The sequence below is a fragment of the Paenibacillus sp. EKM301P genome (assembly GCF_011800295.1).
Classification (GTDB): Bacteria; Bacillota; Bacilli; order Paenibacillales; family Paenibacillaceae; genus Paenibacillus; species Paenibacillus polymyxa.
Window position 1 is genome coordinate 1 of sequence record NZ_JAALFM010000019.1, and the last position, 25,985, is coordinate 25,985.

Annotated in this window: 22 protein-coding genes and 1 riboswitch; of the genes, 15 read left to right on the plus strand and 7 right to left on the minus strand. The window is 47.6% G+C overall.

Annotated features, from left to right (window positions below):
• Positions 1-233: 233 nt before the first annotated feature.
• Complete coding sequence (locus tag HFD99_RS23545) at positions 234-1,055, minus strand: AraC family transcriptional regulator (protein ID WP_025364015.1); 822 nt, start codon at positions 1,053-1,055, stop codon at positions 234-236.
• Between the two features lie 174 nt (positions 1,056-1,229).
• Between HFD99_RS23545 and HFD99_RS23550 the strand changes: the two genes are divergently transcribed.
• Positions 1,230-3,422 (plus strand): alpha-galactosidase, encoded by a 2,193-nt coding sequence (locus HFD99_RS23550; RefSeq protein ID WP_025364016.1) that lies wholly within the window; start codon positions 1,230-1,232, stop codon positions 3,420-3,422.
• Positions 3,423-3,446: 24 nt separating this feature from the next.
• A complete protein-coding gene (locus HFD99_RS23555; protein ID WP_025364017.1) occupies positions 3,447-4,886 on the plus strand; it encodes a PTS transporter subunit EIIC in 1,440 nt (479 codons plus the stop codon).
• Positions 4,887-4,970: 84 nt separating this feature from the next.
• Here HFD99_RS23555 and HFD99_RS23560 read toward each other — a convergent pair whose 3' ends face one another.
• Positions 4,971-5,459: a DinB family protein gene (locus HFD99_RS23560; protein ID WP_025364018.1), complete on the minus strand. Its 489-nt coding sequence runs from the start codon at positions 5,457-5,459 to the stop codon at positions 4,971-4,973.
• Between the two features lie 136 nt (positions 5,460-5,595).
• Entirely contained in the window at positions 5,596-6,210 is a 615-nt protein-coding gene (locus tag HFD99_RS23565) for a superoxide dismutase (protein WP_016819339.1), read from the minus strand.
• 521 nt (positions 6,211-6,731) lie between these two features.
• On the opposite strand from HFD99_RS23565, the gene HFD99_RS23570 reads away from it, so the two are divergent.
• From HFD99_RS23570 to HFD99_RS23600, 7 genes are all read left to right on the plus strand, one after another.
• Positions 6,732-7,157 carry a GNAT family N-acetyltransferase gene (locus HFD99_RS23570; protein ID WP_013369410.1) on the plus strand — a complete coding sequence of 142 codons (426 nt, stop codon included), beginning with the start codon at positions 6,732-6,734 and terminating at the stop codon, positions 7,155-7,157.
• Between the two features lie 119 nt (positions 7,158-7,276).
• Complete coding sequence (lepB, locus tag HFD99_RS23575) at positions 7,277-7,861, plus strand: signal peptidase I (RefSeq protein WP_016819338.1); 585 nt, start codon at positions 7,277-7,279, stop codon at positions 7,859-7,861.
• Between the two features lie 93 nt (positions 7,862-7,954).
• Complete coding sequence (gene rnhA / locus HFD99_RS23580) at positions 7,955-8,392, plus strand: ribonuclease HI (protein WP_016819337.1); 438 nt, start codon at positions 7,955-7,957, stop codon at positions 8,390-8,392.
• Positions 8,393-8,488: 96 nt separating this feature from the next.
• Complete coding sequence (queG, locus tag HFD99_RS23585) at positions 8,489-10,222, plus strand: tRNA epoxyqueuosine(34) reductase QueG (protein ID WP_025364019.1); 1,734 nt, start codon at positions 8,489-8,491, stop codon at positions 10,220-10,222.
• A 105-nt stretch (positions 10,223-10,327) separates the two neighbouring features.
• Positions 10,328-10,582, plus strand: coding sequence for a YneF family protein (locus HFD99_RS23590; protein WP_013369414.1), 255 nt, complete (start codon positions 10,328-10,330; stop codon positions 10,580-10,582).
• A gap of 54 nt (positions 10,583-10,636) precedes the next feature.
• Positions 10,637-11,230, plus strand: a complete 594-nt coding sequence (gene folE / locus HFD99_RS23595) for a GTP cyclohydrolase I FolE (RefSeq protein ID WP_013369415.1) — start codon at positions 10,637-10,639, stop codon at positions 11,228-11,230.
• Between the two features lie 198 nt (positions 11,231-11,428).
• The gene (locus tag HFD99_RS23600) at positions 11,429-12,274 is read left to right on the plus strand and encodes a lipoate--protein ligase family protein (protein ID WP_031462868.1); all 846 of its coding nucleotides are present in this window, start codon (positions 11,429-11,431) and stop codon (positions 12,272-12,274) included.
• Positions 12,275-12,285: 11 nt separating this feature from the next.
• Here HFD99_RS23600 and HFD99_RS23605 read toward each other — a convergent pair whose 3' ends face one another.
• Together HFD99_RS23605 and HFD99_RS23610 are read right to left on the minus strand one after the other, a co-directional pair.
• The gene (locus HFD99_RS23605) at positions 12,286-13,665 is read right to left on the minus strand and encodes a Fe-Mn family superoxide dismutase (RefSeq protein WP_031462869.1); all 1,380 of its coding nucleotides are present in this window, start codon (positions 13,663-13,665) and stop codon (positions 12,286-12,288) included.
• 252 nt (positions 13,666-13,917) lie between these two features.
• Entirely contained in the window at positions 13,918-14,955 is a 1,038-nt protein-coding gene (locus HFD99_RS23610; RefSeq protein ID WP_017428436.1) for an alpha/beta hydrolase, read from the minus strand.
• A gap of 298 nt (positions 14,956-15,253) precedes the next feature.
• Between HFD99_RS23610 and HFD99_RS23615 the strand changes: the two genes are divergently transcribed.
• The gene (locus tag HFD99_RS23615; RefSeq protein WP_016819332.1) at positions 15,254-15,997 is read left to right on the plus strand and encodes an IclR family transcriptional regulator; all 744 of its coding nucleotides are present in this window, start codon (positions 15,254-15,256) and stop codon (positions 15,995-15,997) included.
• Positions 15,998-16,114: 117 nt separating this feature from the next.
• Positions 16,115-16,226, plus strand: a riboswitch (TPP riboswitch).
• Between the two features lie 187 nt (positions 16,227-16,413).
• Positions 16,414-18,258, plus strand: a complete 1,845-nt coding sequence (gene thiC / locus HFD99_RS23620) for a phosphomethylpyrimidine synthase ThiC (protein WP_025364021.1) — start codon at positions 16,414-16,416, stop codon at positions 18,256-18,258.
• A 208-nt stretch (positions 18,259-18,466) separates the two neighbouring features.
• On the opposite strand, the gene HFD99_RS23625 is transcribed toward thiC, so the two are convergent.
• On the minus strand, positions 18,467-18,619 hold the full coding sequence (locus tag HFD99_RS23625) for a hypothetical protein (protein ID WP_010348453.1): 153 nt from the start codon (positions 18,617-18,619) through the stop codon (positions 18,467-18,469).
• 506 nt (positions 18,620-19,125) lie between these two features.
• On the opposite strand from HFD99_RS23625, the gene HFD99_RS23630 reads away from it, so the two are divergent.
• Complete coding sequence (locus tag HFD99_RS23630) at positions 19,126-19,962, plus strand: YitT family protein (protein WP_013369422.1); 837 nt, start codon at positions 19,126-19,128, stop codon at positions 19,960-19,962.
• Between the two features lie 173 nt (positions 19,963-20,135).
• Here HFD99_RS23630 and acnA read toward each other — a convergent pair whose 3' ends face one another.
• Positions 20,136-22,847, minus strand: a complete 2,712-nt coding sequence (gene acnA / locus HFD99_RS23635) for an aconitate hydratase AcnA (protein ID WP_016819329.1) — start codon at positions 22,845-22,847, stop codon at positions 20,136-20,138.
• A 421-nt stretch (positions 22,848-23,268) separates the two neighbouring features.
• Between acnA and HFD99_RS23640 the strand changes: the two genes are divergently transcribed.
• The 3 genes from HFD99_RS23640 (at position 23,269) to HFD99_RS23650 (ending at position 25,852) form a co-directional block, all read left to right on the plus strand.
• Positions 23,269-24,264, plus strand: coding sequence for an amidase domain-containing protein (locus tag HFD99_RS23640; RefSeq protein WP_123796789.1), 996 nt, complete (start codon positions 23,269-23,271; stop codon positions 24,262-24,264).
• A gap of 73 nt (positions 24,265-24,337) precedes the next feature.
• On the plus strand, positions 24,338-25,426 hold the full coding sequence (locus HFD99_RS23645) for a D-alanine--D-alanine ligase (protein WP_019686144.1): 1,089 nt from the start codon (positions 24,338-24,340) through the stop codon (positions 25,424-25,426).
• Between the two features lie 102 nt (positions 25,427-25,528).
• Entirely contained in the window at positions 25,529-25,852 is a 324-nt protein-coding gene (locus HFD99_RS23650; RefSeq protein WP_016819326.1) for a hypothetical protein, read from the plus strand.
• Positions 25,853-25,985 lie beyond the last annotated feature (133 nt).

A 25,985-nucleotide genomic window follows, 5' to 3' on the forward strand; every position in this document is an offset into this window, starting at 1 on the left:
GCATGCTCATTTTAACTATACCACATGATTTAGAATCACTTTACTGGTAATCTTGACAAGCTATTAGCTGGTATAGCCTAATGAAGCAACGTCAATCTAATACTTTATTTTTTAGTCTAGAACTTTATTTTCTTTTGAAAATAGCGGCAGTATGGACTTAAGGTTACTCCATGCTGCCGCTATTTTTTTGTTTCTGGAATGAAAATGCCTAACTTAGTTACGAACAAAGCGTGTTATTTCTGGTGATGTTTTCGGTATTCGGATGGGGTCAATTTGTTGACCGTTTTGAACATCTTGGAGAATAGGAGTACATCTTTATACCCTACAGACCGAGCAATATCTCCGATTTTAAGGGAAGTATTTTTTAATAGGGAGCATGATTTTTCAATCCTCAAATGCAATAAAAATTCCTGCGGTGACTTATTGAGTTGCTGTTTGAATAAACGATGCAAATACGAACGGTCAATTGAAATGTACTTGGCAATGTCACTTACGGTAATGAAATGTGAATAGTTTTGCTGAATAAAGAGAAGCGCTTCTTTAATATACCGCTGCTGTCTTACCTCATTGTTGACTTCCTGATTAGGATAAAGTTCAAACATCAGATATAGAAATTCATACAACTTGGATGCAAGCAGCAGGTCTTTGTTGGATTTCAGCGTAGAAGAAACGACGATGCTCTCCATACAGAGGGCAAGGCTGCCCTCGGCTTCGAACTGGAAAATGGGATTATCCCTATTGATACAGGTTCGGCTTAGATATTCTTTGGCTTGCACCCCATTAAAACCGATCCAGGCATATTCCCACGGGTCGACTTCATCCGCTTCGTAGTAAATTAAAACCTTCGGCTCAATAAAGAAAGCATCGTTTTTCTCCAAATGATAGATTTTATCGTTGACTTTAAAGATCCCTTTTCCTTTTAAAATAAAATGCACCATATACCCGCTTCGAATGGCTGGACCATAAGAGTGTTTGCTGGTACAGCTTTCTTTGCCACATGTGTATAAATTAAGATCCAGGTTGTTATAGGAATGATTGGAAAAATGCGAACTCATTTGGTTTCACCTCTTAATTCATCTCTGCATATTATCACACCGTTTCATATAGAGTCTACATTATTCCATATAATTATTAAAACTATTCAATTATTATTAGGGTGTAAGAAACAAGGAAACAACATAATTTATATTTTTTGAAAATATTACTATTGGCGCTACAAGGGGGTTACTATGGCTATATACATTGATAAAGAGAAGCTTTTATTCCATTTACAAGGCAGCAATACGAGTTATGTCATGCAGGTTATACGTGATGGTTATTTAGCTCATCTGTATTGGGGGAAGAGAATTCAGACCTATCGGGGGAGCAACAAAATCATCTTCATGGATAGAGGATTTTCACCTAATCCCGATGGGGCGGATCGAGCCTTTTCACTGGATACCATCCCACAGGAATACCCGTCATTTGGAAATAGTGACTTCAGGATTCCTGCGTATCAGCTTCAATTGGAGAATGGTTCTACAGTGACAGATTTTCGGTATAAAGAACATCGGGTTTACCAAGGCAAACCAAAATTGAAAGGGCTTCCTTCTACGTATGCGGAGGATGATGGCGAAGTAGAAACACTGGAAATCATCCTTGAAGACCCATTAATTGATGTAAGGGTTGTACTATCCTATAGCCTATATCAAAAAGGGGATGTCATTACCCGTTCAGTCCGTTTCGATAATGAAGGTCAGCAGCAGCTAAAGTTGCTTAGAGCATTAAGTGCTAGTGTGGATTTTCGTGATGATGAGTACGAACTCATTACCTTGTACGGTGCGCATAATAATGAAAAAAATATAGCAAGACGAAAAATTTTACCCGGGATTCAAATGGTAGACAGCTGCCGCGGAGCCAGCAGCCCTCAACAAGCACCCTTTATGGCACTTGTAAGGGAAGGAACAGATGAAGAACAGGGCGAAGTGTACGCCTTTAATCTGGTGTACAGCGGGAACTTTACGGCCCAGACTCAGGTTGATTCCTATCGGAACACTAGAGTTACGATGGGGATTAATCCTTTTGATTTTACATGGTTGCTTGAACCAGAGGAATCCTTCCAAACGCCAGAAGTCGTCATGGTATACACCGAAAATGGCTTGGGTGGTATGTCGAGAATTTATCATGATTTATACAGGAACAGATTATGTCGTGGACCATTTCGTGACAAGGAGCGGCCGATCCTGATTAATAACTGGGAAGCCACCTATTTTGACTTTGATGCCGACAAGATTGAGCAGTTGGCCAAGGAAGCTCAAAGTGTAGGAGTGGAGCTGTTTGTATTGGATGATGGATGGTTTGGAAAGCGTGATGATGACAATACTTCATTAGGCGATTGGGTGGTGGATCGTCGCAAACTTCCAGATGGCTTGCCGGATCTTGCCAACCGCATTCGAAATTTGGGTATGGAGTTTGGCTTGTGGTTTGAACCTGAAATGGTATCCATAGACAGCGATTTATACAGAAAGCATCCCGATTGGTGTATCCATGTCCCTGATCGTCCGTATACGTTGGGCAGAAATCAGCTTATGTTGGATTTATCGAGGAAGGAAGTGTGTGAGTACATCGTTAAGTCGGTTTCCGACATTTTATCGGATGTTCCAATTACTTATGTGAAATGGGACATGAATCGTCACATGACAGATGTGGGTTCGGCCGCTTTACCACCTGAAAGACAAAGGGAGACGGCGCATCGTTATATTCTGGGGCTCTACAGTGTTATGGAAGAGCTTACATCGAAGTTTCCTCATGTCTTATTCGAGAGCTGCTCTAGTGGAGGAGGCCGTTTTGATGCCGGTATGCTCTATTACATGCCTCAGACCTGGACAAGTGATAATACGGATGCCATTTGCCGACTGAAAATTCAATGGGGAACAAGTCTTGTCTACCCTCCGATTACGATGGGCGCACACGTCTCCACGGTACCTAACCATCAAGTGGGCAGAATAACTCCATTGGAGACCAGAGGTTATGTCGCCATGGCCGGGAATTTAGGATATGAGCTGGATCTGACGGTATTAACCGTTGAAGAAAAAGAAGTGGTAAAACAACAGATAGCTCTGTATAAAGAAATGAGATCGCTCATTCAGTTTGGAAAGTTTTACAGAATTATTAATCCATTTGATGAAAATGAAGCCGCATGGAGCTTTGTGTCAGAGGATCAAACGGAAATGGCGGCCAGCTATTTCAAGGTTTTATCCCAACCGGCTGCTGCGATTAAAACGTTAAAATTCAAAGGTCTGAATCCAGACTACGTTTACAGAAATATAGAAACGGGTGAGCTGTTCGGTGGTGATGAATTAATGCATGTTGGCATAACGCTTGCCAGGGTGAAGCAGGACTTTTTAGGCATGTTCTGGAGATTTGTTAAAGAGGACATCTGATTCAGCTAGAGGAGGTTTTACTAGATGGAAGCAAAAGAAAAGCAGTATAAGCAAATATCTCAAGAAATTTTAAAATATATCGGTGGTGAAGAGAACATTATCGGTGTGGCCCATTGTGCCACAAGACTAAGAATTGTCCTTGAGGACAATGAAAAAGCGGAATTAAAGAAGATTGAAGATATTGATCTGGTTAAAGGTGTTTTCATAGCAGGGGATCAACTGCAGATCATTTTTGGAGCAGGGTTGGTCAATAATATCTATGCTGTGTTCTCCAAACTGACTGGAACGGAAGATATGTCATTAAGTGATGTCAAATCGAAGTCCGCACAAAAGCAAAATCCTTTTCAGAAAGCGATTAAATCCCTGTCAGATGTCTTCATTGAGATCATGCCTGGAATTCTTGCCGCCGCATTGTTAATGGGGATAACCGGTCTTCTAGGTCAAAAGGGGCTATTCGGCCCTAAATCGATTGTGGAGATGTATCCAATTTTCCAAGGGATCAATCGCTTTGTTCAGATCGTTTCCACAGGGATTTTCACCATCCTCCCGCTGCTTGTTGTGTATTCTGCAACCAAGAGATACGGTGGTCGTCCAATTCTCGGGCTTGTGCTAGGTGCGATTATGCTTCATCCGGCCTTGGCGGATGCTTTTGAGGTAGCTAAAGGAAGCCAAAATCCGGAATCGATCAGTCTTTTCGGGCTTCCCGTACAGTTGGTTGGCTTCCAGGGCGGTATTATTATTGCTCTAATGATGGGATATGTGGTAGCCAAGTTGGATCAGTTTTTTAACAAAAAGGTTCCAGACATGATTAAACTATTTTTGGCCCCTTTGCTGACGGTCTTTGTTTCTTCCCTGCTTCTGTTTACCATTATCGGTCCTCTTGGGAGAGAGTTGGCCAGTCTGGTGACTGTTTCGTTGCTCTGGATGACGCAAAACCTAGGGATATTCGGCTTTATGTTTTTTGCAGGTATTCAGCAGATCATCGTTATTACGGGTTTGCACCATGTTATGGGCGCGGTAGAAGCACAGTTGTTAACCGATACAGGCAGAAATTTTATCAATCCATTGGCATCGGTAGCTTTGATGGCTCAAGGGGGCGCCGTTTTGGGGTATGTTCTTTTGAATCGCAAAGACACCAAGGTTAAAGAACTGGGTTACTCTGCATTCGGGTCTGTACTTTTTGGAATCTCGGAACCAGCCATCTTCGGGGTCACTTTAAAGTATAAATTCCCTTTAATTGCTGGTTGCCTTGGAGGAATGGTTGCAGGGGCATATGTATATTTAAGCAAGCTGACAGCCATAGGATTCGGAACCACGGCTCTTCCTGGCTTTGCAATTGCAGCATCAGATAACCACGGTCATATCAATTATCTTGTCGCTCATCTGATTGCCCTGTTATGCGGAGCATTATTTACATTGGCTTACGGTATGATCAAGAGCAAGAGGTCAAAAGTAATATCTTAAGGAATGAATCGAAGTTTATGAATAAAAAGGAGTAGAAAGAGCTTGCAGGCTCTTTCTACTCCTTTTTATTTGCGGATATCGTACTTATATGGAGGGATCGCTCTCAATCAGCCCTTTGCCGATCACATTGGCTGATACCGGAGGCTTGCCAAGCTCGCGCGACCATACGGATAACTGCCCGATATGATGAATCTGGTGGGCAATGACATGGCGCATTACCTCACCCCAGGCATCAATCGCAATTCTGCCGTCCGGGAGGTGATCTTCAAACCTTTTTCGTTCCAGACCTTCATGCCAGGCGAGTACGAACGGCTCTACATCGAGTCGAAACTTTGCATCCAGCACGCGGACTTTATTCAGCGTATTATACTGAGAGAAGTCTTCCTGAAAATCAGGTTTGCCTTGAATGATTTGAATCCAGCTCCATTCTACATCAACGATATGAAAGAGCGTTTTTAGAATTCCGCCAACCCCGCCGATGCGTTCTTTCAGCAGTTCCTCCTGCGGCACCTCTTCACACCAGCGGTACCATTGTTCCCGAATCATCCAATTGTAACGAAAAAAAGTCTGCATCCATTACCCTCCAGGGACTGTAATAAAAAATGGTTTCCACCAGTTTACCACAGAATGCCAAAAGGGCTGTCTCATTCGTAGAAAATCTACTTTTGAGACAGCCCTCGTGATTCAGGATAAGAATGTTGCTACTGGCTTATTTCTTTGCAGCTGCGTAACGTTTGTTGACTTCATCCCAGTTGATTACATTGTAGAAAGCTGCAATGTAGTCTGGGCGTTTGTTTTGATATTTCAGGTAGTAAGCATGCTCCCAAACATCCAATCCAAGCACCGGAGTCAGACCTTCGAACAGCGGGCTATCTTGGTTTGGAGTGCTAGTGATCGCCAATTTGCCGTCTTTGCCGACAACCAGCCAAGCCCAGCCGCTACCAAAACGAGTTGTAGCTGCTTTAGTGAAGTCTTCTTTAAATTTGTCATAGCCGCCCAGTTCGTTGTTGATGGCTTCAGCAATTGCACCTGTTGGCTGTCCACCGCCGTTAGGAGCGATAACTTCCCAGAACAGGCTGTGGTTGTGGTGTCCACCACCGTTATTGCGAACCGCAGTGCGGATGCTTTCAGGAACGCTGTCCAGATTGGAGATCAGATCCTCCAGGCTTTTGCTTTGCAGTTCAGGAGCGCTCTCCAGAGCTGCATTTAAGTTCGTAACATATGTGTTATGGTGACGATCATGGTGAATTTCCATTGTCAGTGCATCAAAGTGTGGTTCCAGTGCGTCTTTTGCGTAAGGAAGTTCTGGTAATTGAAATGCCATAATAAAATCCCTCCTGGTTATATGGTTGGGTAAGTGTTCCTATGTAATAATACCCTCGATAGTTATATTAAACCGCATTCGGCCTATTTTTTCAACATTTTTGTTTGTAAAATACCAAACTGAGCAATAGGGCCTGGTAGCTAGCATGTCCAAAAACCCGATTGGAATACGTAATACATAGGTAATAAGAGGTAAATTTGCCCCTTAAAAATGTAAACGCTTTATATACAGCGCTTACATGAGAAAAAAGGATGTATTCCGTCAAAAAGTATGGTTTAATGGTCAAGGAAGCAGAATTTTGGGCTTTTTTGTCGTCTGCTATAAGCTGTCATGTCTATGACATGACGAACTTGAGGGCACACACCCTTTTCCTGTTCTTCATTTCATATATAGCAGATCGTATGCATTTTTATCATAATGCCTTGTGATTAACACCATGATAAGCGCTTTATGGATTTATGTAAAAATGACGGTGCTGTCTCAATTTTTTTATTATGCTTACGAAAAGGGAGATATTACTTATGCACGTTCGTTCCTTTCAATTAAGTGATGTGAATTCAGTAACGGAACTCATGCAAATTGCCTTGTCAGAGGAGTGCTACAAAGAGACGGTGGGTGCTTTTGCCCGTCAGCTTTCGTGGGATTCCGGTTTGATCGTCGTTGCCGAAGAAGAGGGAGAGATCGTTGGTGCCCTGATTGGCACGATTGATCAGAATCATGGTTGTTATTATCGTATTGCTATTCACCCGGATCATCGTCGGATGGGAATCGGGAAATCGCTTGTGGAGTCCATGGAGCAGCGTTTTCAGCAACGTAAGGTTAGCCGTATTTGGGTAGCAGGGGACAAGCATAACAGTGCGGCCATGCCGTTGTACGAAGCTATGGGCTACGGAGCAAGCCAGATTTTACAGGCGTTTCAGAAGCTGAGTATTTTGGCACCTCATTAATCGGTATTCGATATACAGAAACGAAGTATAATATTTACATTTAGAGCATATCTGAGTAACCGTTGCAATCGGGTACGGGATATGCTTTTCTATTTATAACAGGGTTGAGGAGGTTAATTATGGACGCTTTGGCTCCTTCGTCAGACCCGCTTCCTTCACCGGAAACGTCCAAACAGGCAGGTCGCTCTGGTTACATCCGCGATTGGTTAGTCACTCTGCTGATCGCGATGGTTGTCTTACTGCTTCTGAACCTGTTTGTATTTAACTTGTCTACGGTCAGAGGACATTCGATGCAGCCGACGCTAATGGAAAGCCAGCATTTGTTCGTTAACAAGCTGGTTTATAATTTTCATGATCCGGGAAGAGGGGACATTGTGATTTTAAAAGATCCCGATTCCAAACTGTCCAGCCCAAGATTTTTAGTGAAAAGAGTCATAGGTATTCCCGGAGATGTCATTCGGATTGAGCATAATCATTTATATGTAAACGGTGAGCTGCTAAATGAACCGTACACCAACTCGGACGTGGAGGATGGTGATTACGGTCCTTTTACGGTGGAGCCAGAACACTTCTTTGTCATGGGAGATAATCGCCATACGGCTGCAAGCAAGGATAGCCGGTACTTTGGCAGCGTTAAGTCTGAAGATTTACTGGGACGTGCAGAGTTTATATTTTGGCCGATCTCGGAGTGGAAGTGGCTATAGAGCAGTTATGAGTCTGAAATCAATGCGGAATACGTGCGACCCGATCAGAGCTACAACGGATCAGCGATTCCCAATCAGGAAAGGAAGAGGACGATGAAAGAAGTGATGGTTTATACCGACGGTGCTTGTTCGGGGAACCCGGGCCCAGGGGGCTGGGGGATTGTTTTGCTGTATGGAGAGCATCGTAAGGAGCTGTCGGGTGCCGAAAAGATGACGACAAACAACCGCATGGAGATCAAGTCGGTGATTGAAGCGCTGAAGCTGCTCAAGGAGCCGTGCCGTGTAAAAGTACACAGTGACTCTGCCTATGTCGTCAATTGCTTCAAACAAGGCTGGATTAAGAATTGGCTCCGTAATGGCTGGCGCAACAGTAAAAATCAGCCGGTGGAGAACAAGGAACTTTGGGAAGAACTATGGGCACTAATGGGTAAGCATGAGGTTGAATATGTGAAGGTGAAGGGCCACAGTGACAACGAACTGAATAATCGCTGTGATTTTCTGGCGACGAGTGCTGTTAAAAATTTACGGTAGCATCTGCTGCTATTTTCTGTTGAAATTTGAGATAGGAGAATGATACATCATTCTCCTATCTGTCACGAAGAATTGTGAAAGAGAGGTGAGTATCGGATGCAACGCGAACTAACTCGGACGGCGACCGGAACGGCTTCGACTTGGGCTTCGCTCAAGCAGGAAATTATTGAGGCAGCTCCAGGGCTGGGGATTGATTCCATCGGGTTCGCATCCGCCGATCCCTTTCTGTCTCTGAAAGCTATATTGGAAGAGCACCGTGCTAAAGGCTATGAATCCGGCTTTGAGGAGCCTGATATTGATAAGCGTATCTATCCAGAGCTGTATGGCTCGCAGCCCGCATCCCTGATTGCCATTGCGGTGGCGTATCCTTCGAAAATGAAGGACCCGCCGAAGTCGGACAAGGGCAAATACCGTGGTATTATGGCGCGTTCAGCCTGGGGCAAAGATTATCATCTGGTACTGCGCGAAGCGATGGAAAAGCTTGAGGCTTTTATAAGTGAGCGGGTACCTGATGCACTGTTGAAAAACATGGTGGATACCGGAGAATTGTCGGACCGAGCCGTTGCGGAACGCGCAGGAATTGGCTTTAGCGGCAAAAATACGATGATGATTTCACCGACACTGGGGTCATGGATTTATCTTGGGGAGCTGTTGACGAACATTCCCTTCCAGCCCGATGAACCGGTTACGGATGGTTGCGGAGAGTGCACCAAATGTTTGGATGCATGTCCTACCGGTGCGCTTGTAGGTCCGGGACAGCTGAATGCCCAGCGGTGTGTATCCTTTTTAACGCAAACCAAGGGCTTTTTGGACGAGGAGTTTATGCTGAAAATAGGGAATCGGCTGTATGGATGTGATACGTGCCAAATCGTATGTCCCAAAAATCGAGGCCTTAACTGGGATCATCATCCCGAGCTTACACCCGATCCTGAAATTGTAAAGCCGTTGCTGTTACCATTACTGGATTTGAGCAATCGCGAATTCAAAGACCGGTTTGGTCAAAGTGCAGCGGCTTGGCGGGGGAAGAAGCCGATTCAACGCAATGCAGTCATTGGTCTTGGAAATTTCAAGGATGTTAGCGCGGTGCCCAAATTGACGGAGGTTTTATTGGATGATCCGCGTCCCGAGCTGCGAGGCACGGCGGCGTGGGCTTTGAGTCGAATAGGAGGGGAAAACGCTATGACAGCGATCAAGCAAGCATCAGAGAAGGAACAACATGAGCAAGTACGCGAAATGATCGCGCAGGCGCATTCCAAGCTAGCGGAACAAGAGCAGGCAGAGCAGCAAACTTCTGCTGAATTAAAGACGGAGGATTCACAGGGTCCAACTAAGATTTATTATGACGAAATGGAGACGCCTGTGGGCACTCTGACGCTGTGTGCTACGGATCGAGGGCTATGCCGAATTGACTATGGCTCTTTTTATGCGAAGGAAGCATTGCTTCAGCAATGGGCCCGGACATGGGTCGGGGAATATGTCTATGTACAGGAGCCGGAAAAGCTGCGCGAAGCTGCAGAACAACTGCGTGAATATTTTGCGGGAGAACGACGGGAATTCAGTATAGCCTATGATTTGAGAGGCACTCCTTTTCAAGAGCAGGTATGGCGCGCACTGCAAAATATTCCGTACGGACAAAGTGTGTCCTATCAAGATATTGCAGAATCGATTGGACGAGCCAAGGCGATACGTGCTGTCGGCGAAGCCAATAACAAAAATCCATTGCCTATCCTGTTTCCATGCCACCGTGTATCGGGTGCAAATGGTAGTTTGGTTGGCTATGCCGGAGGCTTGCCAGTCAAAATGAAGCTGCTGGATTTGGAGAAGGAATAAGGACATATGTTTGCAAAAAGTAATTTGCTAGCTGTCCCATGTTTTGCTATGATAGGTTCGTGTAATTCAAGATGTCTCATATAAATATACAGAGGTGACGACTTCGTGGTGTGGAATATTGTCATTCCGATTATTACCCTGATTGTTGGCTTGGTCGGGGGATTTTTCATCGGTGCTTATTATCTTCGCAAACAGCTTGAAAAGATGCAGAACGACCCTGAAACGCTGCAAAAAATGGCCAAACAGATGGGCTACAACCTGAATGGGAAACAAATGCAAAAAGCCCAGCAGATGATGAAGAACCAACAGTTCTCCAAAAATCAGCCTGGTGCGCGTAAAAATCAGGGCCGTCGGAAATAATGAGCAACGTGAGCACGGATGCCGCATGAGGTTGCTGCATAGAGGAGGATTACTGTGGCTGGCGTAAAAGATTATATTAACCGCAAAGCTGCGGATAACCGGGATAAAATCGAATACCATGTGGAGCAGATTTTAAAACTGATCGGTGAGGACCCCAAGCGTGAAGGTTTGTTGGAAACACCGGCACGCGTTGCGCGCATGTATGAGGAAATATTTGCGGGTTATGAGGTTGATCCACGGGATGCGCTGGGTGTGACATTTGACGAGAATCACGAGGAGCTTGTAATCGTGAAGGATATTGTCTACTACAGTCAGTGTGAACACCATATGGCTCCTTTCTTCGGAAAAGTGCATATCGGCTATGTACCCAGTGGCAAAATTGTAGGACTAAGCAAGCTAGCCCGTTTGGTGGAGGCGGTGACCCGCCGATTGCAGGTACAGGAGCGTATTACCTCGCAGATCGCTGATATTCTAAATGAAGCGGTCTCCGCTCACGGAGTTATGGTGGTCGTGGAAGGCGAACACTTGTGCATGTGTGCCAGAGGTGTCAAAAAGCCTGGCAGCAAAACGGTAACGTCCGCCGTACGCGGTACGTTCCGTGATAATGCAGCACAACGCGCAGAGTTCTTGTCCCTGATCAAGGAATAATTGAACAGAATGCAATGGTTAGTGATAAAAAAAGGGTGGTTTACGCATAGGCGTAGCCGCCTTTTTTTGTTAACATCGGTAATAGTGACAATGGGATAGCTACTGTGAAGAAGATGAAATAAAAAAATAGCAGCATGCTGCCTTGAAAATTACGATTAGCCTATGGATAACAGTTATTTTTAAGATAGGGGATAACGTATGGATCATTTACATAGCTCAACAGAAACAACAACAGCATTGCCTGAGTTGCAATGGTTGGAAGCGCCACTGATGACTACTCAGGAAGACGTATTGTTTCCGCTGGCTTGGGAGGAGCTGGCTTGTCGGCAAGTAGGGAAAGGAGCTGCGCCCATTTTGCATGTATGGCGGCATCCGGCAGCGCTTGTGATTGGTCACCGGGATCGCAGGCTTCCCAACGCTCCACAGGCGATGGAGCGAGTGCGTAGTTCAGGAACGTCGGTATGCGTGCGTCCTTCAGGCGGAGCAGCCGTCATGCTGGACAGAGGGGTACTGAACCTGTCCTTGATCCTGCCGAATCCGCAGCGGGCCATCAGCCTGCATGAGGATTTTCGGCTCATGGCAGGGCTGATTGCCGATGCGCTGGCCCCGTGGTCTGCCGAGGCGCAGACTGGAGAAATCATCGGGTCCTTCTGTCCCGGGGATTACGATGTGAGTGTCCGAGGACGCAAGTTTTGCGGCATTGCGCAGCGGCGTCAAGCCAAGGCGTATATCATCACGGCCTTTGTGATGATTGAGGGCCACGGAGCAGAGCGCGCACAGGCGGTGCAGCAGTTTTATCGGGAGGCAGCCGGGGATACACCGGCAGGCGTGCAGCAGCCGGATTATCCCCGGGTTAATCCGGCAACGATGGGCAGCCTGGCAGAGCTGGCCGGAGTGCCGTCTGTCGAGGCGTACACAGCATCGCTACGCCGTGTAGTCGAGAGTCGGGCGGCCATTTTGCCTGCCGATGGCTCGCTGGTGCAACTGGAAGGATTGGCAGAACAGATGGCAGCGCTCAGAGAGCGGTACGATTTGCAGGTGTAGTTTATTTTAGTTTAGAATGGTTGCCATCTCAGCTTGGAGGCTTGAGCGTAGCGCGCTTCCACCTCAGGCCAGTTGACGACATGCCACCAATCTTCGATGTATTTATTGCGTTCAGCCTGATGCTTTAAGTAATATGCGTGTTCCCACACATCGATCGCCAGCAGCGGAATAGATTCCCATTGAGTCAGGTTCTGGTGCTTTTCGGCCTGCAAAATTTCAAGCCGCCCGGCGCGCGGACTCCACACCAGAATGGCCCAGCCGCCGCCCTCGACCTTTTCGGCTGCCGAACTAAATTGCTTTTTGAAGGCATCGTAGCTGCCAAAATCCTTTTTAATCTGTTCAGCCAGCGGTCCGCTTGGGTTTCCACCGCCTTGAGGGCTCATGATCGTCCAAAAAAGAGTATGCAGATAATGACCTGCACCGTTAAATGCCAGTTCACGTTCCCAATGCTTTACGAGGTCAAAATCACCTGTTTTTCGGGCTTCTTCCAGTTTCTTTTCCGCTTTATTCAGATCATTCACATAGCTCAAATGATGCTTGTCATGGTGAATACGCATCGTTTTTTCATCAATGTACGGTTCAAGCGCATTATAAGGGTAGGGAAGCGGAGGGAGCCGATGTCCGCCAATAGGGACCGGGCGACCGATTAAGGACTTTTCTGCTGGCGAAGGTTGAGCCTGGCCGGACTGGACGCCTTTAGTAGCCCCAGAACCCTCTCCTCTCATGCCGGCATGCCGCTCTCGAAACGCTTGCTCCGGGTAATCCTCACCCTCTGCCGCTACATGATACAGCCCAGCGGCTCGCGCGATGGAGCCGGGCTCTTGAAAGGGAGTGGTTGAGATCAGGAAATATTGACTTTCATGTGCTGCGTGTATTACAACTCCGGCGGATTTTGGCTGTTGACGCAATGCATGACTGTGTTCAGTCAGCAAACCTAGCTGCCGTACATATTCTTGTGATTGACGGTTCGCGGTTTGCAGCAAATCGTCCAATCGACGATTTAATTCCTGTGAGGCAGGCTGTGAATTCAAGCCTGATTCAGACAACGATTTCTCTCCAGTCGCTGATGCGTCTGATCCCCTTGAATGTGCTGATGATTCATCCAGCTGGTGTGTATGTGCTTGAGGAACAGACGACTCTTTTTTCCATTGATGCTGCCATGCCTGTTCTGCCGGATCAAGCGCGCTCCGTTGCTCTTCGAGCAGCTCGATGGCGGTGCGTTCCGTTTGTTCAAATACGGTTCGCCAATCATCCAGCAGCCGCACATAAGCAGGCTCTAGCCCTTCAGTAGCAGATTTAATCACTTCCACGTGCCAACTTTCCTGCTGCTTCCAATGACGAATTTCCTCCAGCACACGTAAGGGCAGGAAAGACCCATAAGTACTCAGCATTCGTTTTTACCTCCCGTATCCCACTATGGCTATCCGGCAGATCTAGCAGATCTGTCCTGGATGCATATGTACCCAGTATATTCGCCGTCTCACCGTGAATATGTCTATGAACTTCCTTCATCAGGTTATACCTGTTGCGCAGAACAGTAATTACTCATGGAAAATAAAAAAAGAAGCCCGTCTACGGCACGGGTTAAGTGTCCATAGGCAGGCTTCTTTAAGGCGATGATTACTTGTTTTGAAAATAATTTCTTACTTCGTAGTCGTTTGTTTATGGGCAGCAGCAGTGGTTTTCTTGTCCTCCAGCTCCTGCACACTGCTTAGAAATGTCGATACCCGTCGCAAATATTCACGAGGATGCTCTCTGAAAATAAGCTCATGTATCCCGTTTTTGACAATCCATACACTGGAAAGCGGGTTGGTTTGATTGGCAGCAAGCTTTTCCGCAATGGGGTAAGGAGCCTTTTCATCCTGTGTACCATGCACAAACATGATTGGAAACGGATAGTTCTCCTTTTTAACCTCTTGATATGGAATCTGATGCAAGCTGGTGCCGTTTAAGACTGGAAACAGCAACTCCAAAATTTCCAAAGACGGATGTCTCGGCAGATTAATTTGATTGTGAATGTTATGGTACAGTGTATCTGGCTCCAGCAGGAAGGTACTGTCCAAAATCATTGCGTCCACATCCTTGGTTTGCAAGCCCGCCTGAAGAGCGGTTCCTGCTCCCATAGAAAAGCCCCATACGATAATTTCCGACGAGCCGCGTTGCTTCGCAAGCTGAATCGCTCCAAGAAGCTGCTGGGATTCCGCCTTACCTCCGGTTGCGACGGCCTTGCTGTTTTGTGACGCGAATCCATAATCAAACATGACCACATTAAAGTTCAGACTGTGGGCATAATGCGCCAGATCATACATAGGAATCCAGCTTTCTTCGCGATTAGCCCCGTAACCATGACTGAAAATAATGGTTTTCCGCGATTGATCCGCCGGGATATACCAGCCTTGTACGATACGGCTACCATCCTTGGCTGGGAAGCTGACATCTTCATAAGGCATGCCTTTGGCCTGCATCGGATTAGAGTACAAGGGTGCGACGGTGGGATTCGTAAGCACCCAGGCGATGTAAGCATGCAAGGCAATAAAGCAAAACAACAGAAAAAATACGACCGACAGCAGCAGAGCAATCACAACGTGCTTGAACCGCAGCATACGGGGATTAAAGAGTGGGGTGGACGGCTCCTGAACAGCGGTCTGTAGCTGAGCGTTGCGCTGGGATGTCGAAATCATGTAAGAGCCTCCTTATATAAAATTGATCTTCGAATCATAAAATTTAGGTATAATTCCACTTGAAAATAGTAGGGTATGTCCGTATAGATACCTATTATCGTATGATGGCTATTATCCAAAGTCAACGCCTGAACCGGAAAAGTAAAAATGATGCAAAGAATTGTCGATGTTTGTTCTTGTTCTGTAATATGGTTGTCACAAAAACATCGGTTTACAGTAGCCGCGACTATTCTATATAATTTATGTAACCATGTTTCATAGTGTGAAACGAATATGGATACAAGAGGAGCGGTTCACGATGGAAGACCGTAAATTAACCGTCCGCGCTGTAGAGCGTGCACTTGATATACTGCTGTGTTTTACCGCAGAATCTGATCTTGGTCTAACGGAGATTGCCTCCCAAATTGGTCTACATAAAAGCACTGTTCATCGTCTTTTGACTACGCTGGAGGATCGGGGATTTGTCGTTCGGAATGCCGAAACGGAAAAATATAGGCTTGGTTTTCGCATATGGGAGCTGTCCACGCATCTGTCCCAAAGCGATGAGCCGGCGGTGTTGTTACAGCCTGCAATGGAAGGACTGCGTGATCGCTTAGGGGAAACGGTCAGCTTGTACCTGCGGGATGGAAGCATGCGTATTCGCATACAAGCCGTGCAGAGCAATCAGGCGATCCGCAGGGTTGCGCCTGTGGGTGCGCGTATGCCGCTGGCTGTGGGAGCCTCCAGCAAGGTGCTGGCGGCCTTTATGCCACCGCAGGAGCTGGAGGTATTGCTAAGCAGTGAAGAATGGCCACCTTCGGTAGACCCGGAGGTTTATAAAGCCCAGCTGCAGGACATTCGTGAGAAGGGCTATGCGACCAGCTATGAAGAACGTGAGCCAGGAGCTGCGGCTGTGGCCGCGCCTATTGTGAACCGAAAGGGACAGGTCACGGCGGCTTTATCTGTATCCGGCCCGGTCAGTCGACTTGCGCCCGAGACGCTGCATGAGTTTGCACCGATTTTGATCGAAGCAGCCAAGGAAATGGGGCTTATGCTTCCGTGACAGTAATCAATACAAAAGGAAATCATACAAGGGTTGCCAAAGCTATAAATTTAAAGTAGTCTGATAGAGATGGCGGGATGTTTGTTATAGCCGCCAATTCATGTGAATAGAAATTATCACAGTTACTGGGGGAGCCTGTAATGCGGGCTGAGATGGAATCAGGCAAGATTCCGGACCCTTTGCACCTGATCTGGATCATACCAGCGTAGGGAAGTAATCGGCCATTGAAATGTATACGCAGCTGCTGTCTACGGCCGCGCATTGGAATATGATTATTCCACGTGCGATCGGTTTGGATAGCTGTCTCGTTTGATTAGCCGGTTCCCTAGGGAACCGGCTTTTTTGCATAGATCAGCGCCACCCTGGGAATGGTTCCGGATCGGTGTGTCATTTCAACGATACGGGAGGAATGGATCATGAAACCGACAGAAACAAAAGGAACAAAAGAAACAGGAATGAAATCAGCAGATGCAGGATTGGCGGGAATAATAGAAGTAGAGGGAGAGAAGGCCAAAGCGGAGCAAGCCAGTGGGCTAAAGCCCTTTCCGGGGAGCCGTAAGGTGTATATTCAAGGTTCTCGGCCGGATATTGCTGTGCCTGAGCGTGAAATCGCGCTACAACCCACACATACGCCGCAGGGCACCGAGCATCATGAGCCACTGCGTGTGTATGATACCAGCGGTCCGATGACGGACGAAGCCTACCAGGTCGATATCCGTCAGGGATTGCCACCATTACGGCGAGCTTGGGCACTGGAACGGGGGGATGTGGAGGCTTATGAGGGCCGCGCCGTCAAGCCGGAGGATAATGGACTGAAACCCGGCTCCAAACGGGAGACAGTGGAATTTCCCGGCGTGACCAACCGTCCGCTACGGGCTTCGCAAGGGCGTACTGTGACGCAAATGCACTATGCGCGGCAAGGGATCATTACGCCTGAAATGGAATTTGCGGCGATCCGCGAAGGTGTAGAGCCCGAGTTTGTACGACAGGAGCTGGCGGCTGGACGAGCTATTTTACCTTCAAATATCAATCACCCGGAAAGCGAGCCCATGGTCATTGGACGCCATTTTCACGTAAAGATCAATGCGAACATTGGGAATTCCGCAGTTACGTCCTCCATCGAGGAAGAAGTGGAGAAGATGACCTGGGCTGTGCGCTGGGGCTCAGACACCGTCATGGACCTGTCTACAGGCCGGAATATTCATACAACGCGCGAATGGATCATCAGGAATTCTCCCGTACCGATTGGAACGGTGCCGCTATATCAGGCACTGGAAAAGGTGAACGGCGAAGCTGAGAAGCTGACGTGGGAGCTGTATCGAGACACGCTGATTGAGCAGGCGGAGCAGGGAGTGGACTATTTTACAATCCATGCGGGTGTATTGCTGCGATATATACCGATGACGGCGAATAGAATGACGGGAATTGTATCCCGGGGCGGGTCGATCATGGCAGCCTGGTGCCTTGCACACCATCAGGAGAATTTTTTGTATACGCATTTTGAAGAAATCTGTGAAATTATGAAAGCCTACGATGTGGCCTTTTCTCTCGGGGATGGTCTGCGTCCAGGGAGTATCTATGATGCGAATGATGAAGCACAATTTGCAGAGCTGGAGACGTTGGGCGAGCTCACGCAAATTGCATGGAAGCATGATGTCCAGGTCATGATTGAAGGGCCAGGACATGTCCCTATGCACAAAATCAAGGAGAATGTGGATTTACAAATGGAGATTTGTAAGGAAGCCCCCTTTTATACTTTAGGGCCGCTGACGACGGATATCGCACCAGGATATGATCATATTACCTCAGCTATCGGGGCAGCCATGATCGGTTGGTTCGGGACGTCCATGCTGTGCTACGTTACGCCGAAGGAGCACTTGGGTCTGCCGAACAAAGATGATGTCCGCGAAGGAGTTATTACCTACAAAATTGCCGCGCATGCTGCCGATCTGGCGAAGGGTCATCCGCGGGCACAGCAGCGGGACGATGCTTTGTCCAAGGCGCGTTTTGAATTCCGCTGGCGCGATCAGTTCAATCTCTCGCTTGACCCTGAGCGGGCATTGTCCTACCATGATGAAACGCTACCAGCAGAGGGGGCCAAGGAAGCCCACTTTTGCTCGATGTGCGGTCCCAAGTTTTGCAGTATGCGTATCACGCAGGACATTCGTGCCTATGCGGCCGATAAGGGACTGAATACTGAGGAAGCCGTTGCCGCCGGGATGCGAGAGAAGGCAGAGCAGTATCGGGAAGCTGGGCAGTAAAAATCGGTAGCGATACAAAAGTCAATCAACTGGGAAGCCTCAACGAAAAGTACAGTTAAGCTCGTCAGAGGTTTATTTCCATAAACGTATGAGTTTAGGTTTAGAAACGCGTGAGTAACAAAAAGCCGTGGTTCTCTACAGTCGATGTAGAAAACTACGGCTTTTCAGCTTATGTAAAGCGGGATCATGCTACCGGATTAACGGAGCTTTATTTTTTACCCATTTTTTCATTCAAAATGTCCTGAAAGCTGAGCTTCTTCTCCGAGCTGTCTTCTTTCTTCTGCATACTCACCGCGTTGGCACGTTGGTATTGGTGGTGAAAAGGCATCAGGGTGTGGACAGTTAAGTTCATTGTATTCATGTGGTCATTCCTCCAATTCCATTTTGTCAAATTCAGATTGAGTTGCTTAGGACGTCTGTATAGGACTATGTATATGTACTTGATGTCGTAATGCCGTGTAGGTTGCTTGGTAATGTTTCAATCATTATACCCGCATTTATCCAAAGTAAAACGCTTTTGACATAAAACAGGAAGATGGTCGTATGTGTCCAAAATGTGTATTAGGAGGATGGTCATTTTAGGGGAAAATGTGCCTAGGGCCTAAACAAGGGCTAGAGGCCCGTTTTCTCAGTTTAGTAGTCGGGATTGTGTTTTTTTGTCGAATAACCTTGTATTAGCGGAATTTTGCGGAATTCTAAGGTTGGACTAAGGCAGTCTGGTGGCGAATTAAAGTGTCAAAGTTGTATTGACTTTATGTTGGGTAGTGGATACCATGAACTGGTTGTCAGCGTATTTTGGCAAGAAGAGTCAGCCAATCCATCTGGCAATTCATCCGTTGAAATGTTAGAGAGAGGATTAGAGCATATATGAAAAAAAGTATTGCAGATATCGTATTTATTATTCTAGGTGCGTTTTTTTTCGCGCTGGCTGTTAATCTGTATGTGATCCCGAATGAATTTGGCGAGGGGGGCGTTACAGGGGTCACGATCATCTTGTACTACCTGTTTCAGTGGTCTCCCTCGATCGTCAATCTGGTCATTAATGGCTTGCTGCTGATTGTCGGATATAAATTTTTGGACAAGAGAACGACTCTGTATACTATAATTGCGGTCGCTTTTAACTCGCTGTTTTTACATTTAACAGTCAACTGGCGGATTGATTCGCATGAGCCGACGATTAATGCCGTATTTGCCGGAGTTTTGGTAGGGGTCGGCATTGGCTTAATTGTACGGGTCGGTGGTACAACGGCAGGAACAGTCATTTTAGCCCGGATTGCCAACAAGTATCTGGATTGGAATATCAGCTATGCCTTGTTGTTTTTTGATCTGATTGTCGCCTTCTCTTCCTACTTTATTATTGGCCCGGAAAAATTAATGCTAACTATCGTTATTTTGTACGTCGGTACGAAAGTTATGGATTTCATGATTGAAGGATTGAATCCGAAAAAAGCGGTCATGATTATTTCGGAGCATCAAGACAAAATTGCTGAGATGGTCATTACGCAGATGGACCGTGGAGTTACCGTCCTGTCAGGCCACGGATATTACACCAAAAATCCAAAAGAGGTCCTATATATCGTCATTAGCAAACAAGAGGTGTCGGCGCTTAAAAAGATTGTAAAAGCTATCGATACAGCAGCATTTATCACCATTCATGACGTACGGGATGTATTCGGAGAGGGCTTTTTGGATATTTCGAAGTAGTTTAGCAATGCGAAGGCAAGGATATAAGAGAATACAGTGGCAAGCCGGTCCTGAGAGGATCGGCTTTTTTTGTCCTGTTTTTTGCCTTACATAGGGCCTCATACAGATAAAAAACACCCCTGAATCGCAGATGAATCTGCAATCAGGGGTGTTGTATATATAATGCTATATCATTACGCTTGAATCATTTGACGCAGTACGGTTTGCAAAATACCACCGTTGTGGTAGTAGTCGATGTCAACGGTGCTGTCCAGACGGGCAGTGACCGGGAATTCGAACTTGGTGCCATCCTCGCGTTTGGCTACAACCGTAAGTTCTTGACCTGGTTTCACGTCATTGTCAATGCCGAGAATGTCGAAGGTTTCGCGACCGTTCAGGCCCAAGCTGGACCAGCCATAGCCTTCCTGGAATTGCAGCGGCAATACACCCATACCGACCAGGTTACTGCGGTGAATCCGCTCGAAGCTTTCTGCAATGACGGCTTTAACACCTAACAACAGCGTACCTTTGGCTGCCCAGTCACGAGAGCTGCCTGTGCCGTATTCCTTGCCGGCGATGACGATCAGGTTCTGATCGGCTGCCTGATATTTCATGGATGCATCATAGATGGACATTTCCTCATCTGTAGGCAAGTACTTGGTCACACCGCCTTCGGTGCCTGGAGCTACATTGTTACGGATACGGATGTTGGCGAATGTACCGCGCATCATGACTTCATGATTACCGCGACGGGAGCCGTAGGAGTTGAAGTCCTTGCGTTCCACGCCATGCTCCTTCAAGTACAGTCCTGCCGGGCTGGAAGGGGCGATGTTGCCTGCTGGTGAAATGTGGTCCGTCGTGACTGAATCATTCAGCAAGGCAAGTACACGGGCATTCCGGATTTCCTTGATATCCTGCACACCATCCTGAAGCCCTTCAAAGAATGGCGGATTTTGAATATAAGTTGAGTTTTCATCCCATTCATACAATTCGCCTTCAGGAACCGGAATGGAATTCCATTTTTCGTTGGCCGTAAATACATTTTCGTATTTGCGACGGAACATATCCGGGCTCAGAGACAGGCTAATCGCTTCCTTGATTTCTTCGGAAGTAGGCCAGATATCTTTCAGGTAGACAGGCTGATTGTCCTGATCGTAACCGAGTGGTTCGTTCACCAAATCAATATTTACCGTGCCGGCGAGAGCATAAGCGACTACCAGTGGCGGTGAGCCGAGATAGTTGGCTTTGACTTGCGCATGCACACGTCCTTCAAAGTTCCGGTTACCGGAAATAACTGCGCCAACGGTCAGATCATTGTCTGTAATGGCCTGACTCACTTCGTCAGGAAGGGGTCCGGAGTTACCGATACAGGTCGCGCAGCCATAGCCTGCCACATGGAAGCCGAGGGCTTCAAGCGGTTCGATCAGCCCGGCTTTTTGCAGGTATTCCGTTACGACAAGCGAGCCTGGTGTCAAGCTTGTTTTAACATAGCCTGGCTTTTTGAGCCCGCGCTGTACTGCCTTTTTGGCGAGCAAGCCCGCGCCTAGCATAACGCTTGGGTTGGAGGTGTTCGTGCAGCTTGTAATCGCTGCAATCACGACTGAGCCAGTACCCAGCTCGCTGGTGGAGCCGTCCGGATGGGTCAGTGGAACCTTCTGTGCGATCTTTTCATCGCTCAGTCCATAGCCGCCTTTGTCTACCGGGGTACGGATAATGCCTTCGAAAGTTTCTTTCATGCGGCTTAGCTCAACACGGTCCTGCGGACGTTTGGGTCCGGCGAGACTCGGTACAACTGAAGCCAGGTCCAGCTCAAGCGTATCGCTGAACACAGGGTCTGGGGTATCGGATGTGCGGAACATGCCTTGAGCTTTGTAATATTCCTCTACAAGGCTGACTTGCTCATCGGAACGTCCAGTGCTGCGCAGGTAAGCCAGCGTTTCGGCATCAACCGGGAAAAAGCCGATCGTTGCGCCGTATTCCGGTGCCATGTTGGCCACGGTCGCACGGTCAGCCAAGCTAATGTTGGCCAGACCTGGGCCGTAAAATTCTACGAATTTGCCGACCACGCCTTTTTTACGCAGCATTTGCGTGACTGTCAGCGCCAGGTCGGTAGCGGTAGCTCCTTCCGACAGGCTACCTGTCAGCTTGAAGCCGATCACATCAGGAGTGACAAAATACAGCGGCTGCCCCAGCATACCCGCCTCTGCCTCGATCCCGCCGACACCCCAGCCTACGACACCGAGTCCGTTAATCATCGTCGTATGGGAGTCCGTTCCCACAAGGGAATCCGGGAAGACAACAGTTTCGCCGTCGATGGTTTTGGTGGCAGCCACGGAAGCGAGATACTCTAGATTAACCTGATGAACGATACCGGTGGATGGCGGCACCGCACGGAAGTTATTGAATGCCGTTTGCGCCCAGCGCAAAAAACGATACCGTTCTTCGTTACGTTCAAACTCTACATTAATATTGTAGTCCAGCGCGTCACTGGTACCGAAGGCATCAACCATGACCGAGTGGTCGATTACGAGATCAACGGGAACGAGCGGGTTGATTTGTTTCGGATCGCCGCCCGCTTTTTTCACCGTATCACGCATAGCTGCCAAATCGACAACCACCGGGACGCCAGTAAAATCCTGAAGCACGATACGTGCAGGAATGAACGGAATTTCCTTGTTGGTGTCACGATCCTCAGCCCAGCCTGTCAGCTGCTGCACGTGTTCTTCTGTAATGGCGCGTCCGTCAAACTGGCGAACCGCTGCTTCCAGCAACACTTTAATGGAGAAAGGCAGCTTGGCAACACCGCTTTTTCCTTGTTCCTCCAGTGCCTTAAGACTGTAGTAGCGATAAGGCTTCCCGTTAACTTCCAAACTACGGGCAATGGAGAATTGATCTTTTCCTGACATAAGTATTACCTCCTTGAAGTGGATGCTTGCGGGAAAATAGGGATGTCTTTGTTCGACGTCTTGCACATTTGGTTTTAATTGGTTGCGTTCTCAATTTCATCTTCAGTGGTGCATCGTAAGTTAAGAGGTTGAGATGAATGTAATTCGTTTCATTAGATGAAACATGATTTCAAAATGATTGCTTTTGGATTAAGTATACCGTTTTCAGACGGTTCCGTAAAGTTTTTTTGACCTAAATTATGCGTGTTCAGACTGGAAAATAAAACGTTCCGTTCCCCCGCGTTTCGATGTTCATACCAAGCTTTAGAGATTCATACTTATAGATAGAGAGCATATCCGACCAGAGAGGAAAGAAGGAAGTTATATATCAGCGTGGTTATCCCCGAATAAGGATAGCGAGACGAAAAATGGAGGGATAGGGATGGGGGAGCGGGAATGGAAACAGGCCCTTTTTGCTTATGTGAATCAGTACAATCGCAGTGAGGTAAATGGTGTACCACAGCCGGATGAGTACCTGGAGGTGGGCCAGCGAATGGAGCGGGCGGCACGTGCGGCCAGATTGGAGCAGTGGTACAACGAACGGGACGCTGTTCCCCTGCGCAGCGAGACACGCGCCAAGCCGCTACGAATAGTGCAGGATAACCCGGATGAGGCAGTGGTCGATGTACAACTGCATGTGAGGCTCTTTTATGAGAAGGGCGGGATGACGCACCGGGAGGATCGGATTGAACGGGAGCGTCTAACGTTTACACGCGAGGGCGAAGCCTGGCAGGTGACGAGGATCGAGCGCGATCCGGCAGAAAGAAAGCCGGCGGGAGGAGAGGTTCCTTTTGAACAAGCGTCGTTTAATCAGGGAGGAAGTCTGCCGCTGCTGAATCGTGGTGTGCTGGGCTTCGGCTCATCAGCACGCCCCAGTCGATATCGTCGTGAAGAAGCAGCGGCCTATGCAGATCAGTGGTGGGATAACTTTAACCCGGAGTTTGAGGCGTTTGATGTGGATTGCACCAATTATATCTCGCAGTGCCTCTTTGCAGGTGGTGCACCGATCCACTATACTGGTAAAAGAGAATCGGGCTGGTGGTATAAAGGACGGGTCGCCGGACGTGAGCTGTGGAGCTATAGCTGGGCGGTTTCCAACAGTCTGGAGCGGTATTTGGGCTCCAGCTCCTGGGGGTTGACCGCAGAGCAGGTGAGTCGACCGGAGCAGCTCATGCTGGGGGACGTCATTTTTTATGATTGGGATGGTGACGGAACCTTCCAGCACAGCACGGTGGTAACGGCCTTTGATGCTGGCGGCATGCCGCTAGTCAATGCACATACGGTAAGCTCCAGACATCGTTATTGGGACTATAAAAATTCGTATGCGTGGACGGACAATACGGTATATCGCTTTTATCACATCGCCGACTATTTTTAAATGAGATGATGGATAACAGGTACAGTGAAGCAAATCAGGCACAATGACGAAAGCAGGAAAGCGGAGGATAGGCATGGCAAATCAAAAATTGACCGTAGGGCTGGTGTACGGTGGTAAATCGGGCGAACATGAGGTATCGCTGCAAACGGCGTATGCGGTAATGAACGCTTTTAACTATGAGAAATACGAGATTATTCCTTTTTATATTACGAAGGCTGGCGATTGGCGTAGAGGGACGCTGTTAAGTGCGCCTCTGACTACTGTAGACCAATTGAAGCTGGAGCACGCTGAGGGTGGCACCAAGGCGGCATTAGATACGTTGTTCGGCAAGTTGTATGGAGAGCAGACGCTGGATGTACTGTTTCCGCTGCTGCACGGCACCTTTGGCGAGGACGGAACGATTCAGGGTCTGTTCGAAATGGCTGATATGCCCTATGTCGGGGCAGGCGTGCTGGCTTCGGCAGCAGGTATGGATAAAGGCGTCATGAAGAAGCTGTTTGAGCATGCAGGATTGCCGCAAGTGAAATACTGCTATTTTAATAGTACACAGTGGGCACAAACCGGTCATGACTTGGTGCGTAACATAGAGACTGAGTTGGGTTATCCTTGCTTTGTCAAACCAGCCAATCTGGGATCGAGTGTTGGTATTTCCAAAGCGAGTAACCGAGAAGAACTGGAAAAGGCTGTTGATCTGGCTCTGCAATTTGACCTGAAGGTGATTGTGGAGGAGTACGTCGATGCCCGTGAGATTGAAGTCAGCGTACTTGGCAATGACGAGCCGATTGCCTCGGTACCGGGTGAAATTGTGTCGTCGAGTGATTACTACGACTATGCTGCCAAATATACCGATGGTCAATCGGAAATGCTCATTCCGGCACCACTGGACGAGGAAGTGGCAGATCGTATCCGTGAAGCCGCATTGCAAGCTTTCCGTGCTCTGGAAGGTTGCGGGATTTCCCGTGCCGATTTCTTCGTCAGACGCTCAGATGGACATATCCTTATTAATGAAGTGAATACAATGCCTGGCTTTACACCGTTCAGCATGTATCCATTATTGTGGAGAGAAACCGGCGTATCCTATGTAAGTCTGCTGGATCGCATGATTGCTCTTGCGCTGGAGCGTTATGAGCGCAGGTCGGCACTGCACTATGAGAACTCATAAACGAAAAACGAAGGGGAGCTGATCACTCTCCTTTTTGTTCATATACATTGATAGACTTGAGCATTTTACCAAACTCTTAAGTATGAAAGGTGGCGGCTACACATGGGCTTTCAAACTGAATTTAACTCGGTGTGCAAATTTAAGAGCGAACAAGAACTTTATGAACTGCTGGAATATGGACGTGGCAAAATGGTTAAATCCGGCCTGCGCGTTTTTCCGACAGGACAGAAGGTCATCGCTTACAGCGTGGATAACGTGGCAGTAGCCATCGTTCAGATTGTGGGCTGTATCGCCGAAATCAATTTCCAAGGTGACGAAGTGACCGAGGTAGAAATGACTCTCATCCGTAAGCTGAATGAAGAGGAATCAAGAATTCAGACCGCATTGGCGGATGAAATGTTTTTTGGAGCACAGCAGCAATCCTAGCTGTTTGTTTCTTACAGTTTTGTGCAATACACCGAATCAGCAGGTGCTTTTCCGGGTATGATCAGTAGAAAAGGGGTTTAGGTCACAGAATGAAATCGGCCTTGCCATCTACTGCGAACTGCTGAAAGGAAGG